At 45.3% G+C, this 3,423-nt stretch carries 2 tRNA genes and 2 rRNA genes; all 4 read right to left on the bottom strand.

Going from position 1 to position 3,423, the window contains the following annotated elements:
• Positions 1-570, bottom strand: a 23S ribosomal RNA gene (locus tag OU683_RS16515); the annotation flags it as partial.
• 258 nt (positions 571-828) lie between these two features.
• Positions 829-905, bottom strand: a tRNA-Ala gene (locus OU683_RS16520).
• A 154-nt stretch (positions 906-1,059) separates the two neighbouring features.
• Positions 1,060-1,133 (bottom strand) — tRNA-Ile (locus OU683_RS16525).
• A 193-nt stretch (positions 1,134-1,326) separates the two neighbouring features.
• Positions 1,327-2,848: ribosomal RNA gene (locus OU683_RS16530) — 16S ribosomal RNA — on the bottom strand.
• Positions 2,849-3,423 lie beyond the last annotated feature (575 nt).

Genomic DNA, 3,423 nt, shown 5'->3' on the forward strand with positions numbered 1-3,423 from the left:
TAAAGGGCTCCGACCGCTTGTAAGCGTATGGTTTCAGGATCTATTTCACTCCGTTATTCACGGTTCTTTTCACCTTTCCCTCACGGTACTGGTTCACTATCGGTCTCTCAGGAGTATTTAGCCTTAGCGGATGGTCCCGCCAAATTCATACAGGGTTTCTCGTGCCCCGCACTACTCAGGATACCACTATGGTTTATGTTCTTTACCTATACCGGGCTATCACCGTCTATGGCCGCTCTTTCCAAAGCGTTCTAGTTCATTACACAACCAATATCGTGGTCCTACAACCCCAACAAGCCCGTAAGCTTGCTGGTTTGGGCTAATGCGCGTTCGCTCGCCACTACTAGCGCAATCACTATTGTTTTCTTCTCCTCCGGGTACTTAGATGTTTCAGTTCTCCGGGTTCGCCCTCCTTGCGGAGTAACATACCTTCAGTATGCTGGGTTGCCCCATTCGGATATCTGCGGATCAACCTGTATGTGCCAGTCCCCGCAGCTTTTCGCAGCTTATCACGTCCTTCATCGCCTCTGAGAGCCTAGGCATTCCCCATACGCCCTTATTTAGCTTATGTGCTTTTACCTAATATGCTCTTGCAAGTTCTAAATCATAAGTTAAGAGCTATAAATAACCCTCTTCCCAATCATCAAAACTTAAAATATAATTTGCTCTATCTATAATTTTACAATCATAGAAATTTTTATGTTTCTCGTATTCTTATTTTCCAATATGTCAATGAACGTTTTTCTTTAAGAGTCTAGATCCTGGAGACTAGAGCCTAGACTAAAAAAAGTCTAGTTTCAAGATTCTATTTTCTAGGTTCCTAAAAAATGGTGGAGAATATCGGAGTCGAACCGATGACCTCCTGCGTGCAAGGCAGGCGCTCTAGCCAGCTGAGCTAATCCCCCGTTTTTTAGTTAGCAGTGATCAGTATTCAGTAATCAGTCTTCACTGTACTGCGTACTGCTTAACTGCGTACTGTAAACTGGTTGCCCAACTTCTAAAATTTCCTTCAATAATTCTCAATGAACTTCGTACTTCGTATTTCTACCCTGTACTTCGTAGTCTCAGGCAGACTCGAACTGCCGACCTCTACATTATCAGTGTAGCGCTCTAACCAGCTGAGCTATGAGACTGTTTCTTTTAAGAAACTAGACTTATAGACACTAGAATCTAGACATCTGTCTAGTCTCTAGGCTCTTGTTTCTTGTTTCTGTTTTATAATTAAATTGACAGTGAATTAAGACCAAAAGAAGTCTCTTACTTCTTTTGTAAAAAGGCTCCTTATGTCGTAATTGTGTTTTGCCTTATAAGAGGCAAAATCTCTAGAAAGGAGGTGTTCCAGCCGCACCTTCCGGTACGGCTACCTTGTTACGACTTAGCCCCAGTTACCAGTTTTACCCTAGGCGGCTCCTTGCGGTGACCGACTTCAGGTACCCCCAGCTTCCATGGCTTGACGGGCGGTGTGTACAAGGCCCGGGAACGTATTCACCGCATCATGGCTGATATGCGATTACTAGCGATTCCAGCTTCACGGAGTCGAGTTGCAGACTCCGATCCGAACTGTGATAGGGTTTATAGATTCGCTCCTGGTCGCCCAGTGGCTGCTCTCTGTCCCTACCATTGTAGCACGTGTGTGGCCCAGGACGTAAGGGCCGTGATGATTTGACGTCATCCCCACCTTCCTCACGGTTTGCACCGGCAGTCTGGTTAGAGTTCCCGACATTACTCGCTGGCAACTAACCACAGGGGTTGCGCTCGTTATAGGACTTAACCTGACACCTCACGGCACGAGCTGACGACAACCATGCAGCACCTTGTAACTTGCCCGAAGGAAAAGGTGTTTCCACCCCTGTCAAGCTACATTTAAGCCCTGGTAAGGTTCCTCGCGTATCATCGAATTAAACCACATGCTCCACCGCTTGTGCGGGCCCCCGTCAATTCCTTTGAGTTTCATTCTTGCGAACGTACTCCCCAGGTGGGTTACTTATCACTTTCGCTTAGCCACTCAGCTCTTAATCGAGCCGAACAGCTAGTAACCATCGTTTACGGCGTAGACTACCAGGGTATCTAATCCTGTTCGCTACCTACGCTTTCGTCCATCAGCGTCAGTAAATTATTAGTGATCTGCCTTCGCAATCGGTATTCTATGTAATATCTATGCATTTCACCGCTACACTACATATTCTAACCACTTCATAATTACTCAAGGTATGCAGTATCAATGGCAGTTCTACAGTTGAGCTGCAGACTTTCACCACTGACTTACAAACCCGCCTACGGACCCTTTAAACCCAATGATTCCGGATAACGCTTGGATCCTCCGTATTACCGCGGCTGCTGGCACGGAGTTAGCCGATCCTTATTCATACGGTACCGTCAAGCCCCCTCACGAGGGGGTGTTTCTTCCCGTATAAAAGCAGTTTACAACCCATAGGGCAGTCTTCCTGCACGCGGCATGGCTGGATCAGGCTCTCGCCCATTGTCCAATATTCCTCACTGCTGCCTCCCGTAGGAGTCTGGTCCGTGTCTCAGTACCAGTGTGGGGGATCTCCCTCTCAGGACCCCTATCTATCGTAGCCATGGTAAGCCGTTACCTTACCATCTAGCTAATAGAACGCATACTCATCTTTTACCGCCAAAGCTTTAATGAAGGAATGATGCCATTCCTACATACCATGGGATATTAATCCGGGTTTCCCCGGGCTATGCCCCTGTAAAAGGTAGATTGTATACGCGTTACGCACCCGTGCGCCGGTCGCCACCATCCGAAGACGTGCTGCCCCTCGACTTGCATGTGTTAAGCCTGCCGCTAGCGTTCATCCTGAGCCAGGATCAAACTCTTCATCGTTAAATCTTATATACTTTAACAACTACTAAAGGAATTCCTCTTCTTCATCCCCTTTAACAGGGAATCAAAGCTCAAAACGTTCTTCTAGTCTTAATTCTTATTATTGCATTTGTTGTTAATGAAAACAACATACGCGCTGTCAATTCAATATGTCAATGAACACCCCTCTATCCTGCGGACATCTCCCCTTAATAAGGGGAGAGAATCTCCGTTTTCAAGAGGATCTCTTGTTGAAATTAAAGGAGTCGAACCTTATTCTCTACTACCCAACCCGGGATTTCTTTTTCAGTATATCTTCTGAACTTTTGCTCTGTCTCAAAGCGGCTGCAAATGTACAACCTTTTTCAAACCCTGCAAGAAAAAAATAATTTTTTTTCAAACGCTTCGGAAGTTATGTTGTCGCAAAAGCGGATGCAAACTTACAACCTTTCCTGCTTAACTTCAAAAACTTTTTTTAAGAACTTTTTTCGACTCTAATAGAACACTCATGGTGCCTCTCAAAGCGGATGCAAAGATAAAACCAATTTCCTTTACAATCCAAGATAAAATTCAAAAAATTTTCAGAGAACTTATTT

Origin of the sequence: Salinimicrobium sp. TH3, from assembly GCF_026676115.1 — a bacterium.
GTDB lineage: Bacteria > Bacteroidota > Bacteroidia > Flavobacteriales > Flavobacteriaceae > Salinimicrobium.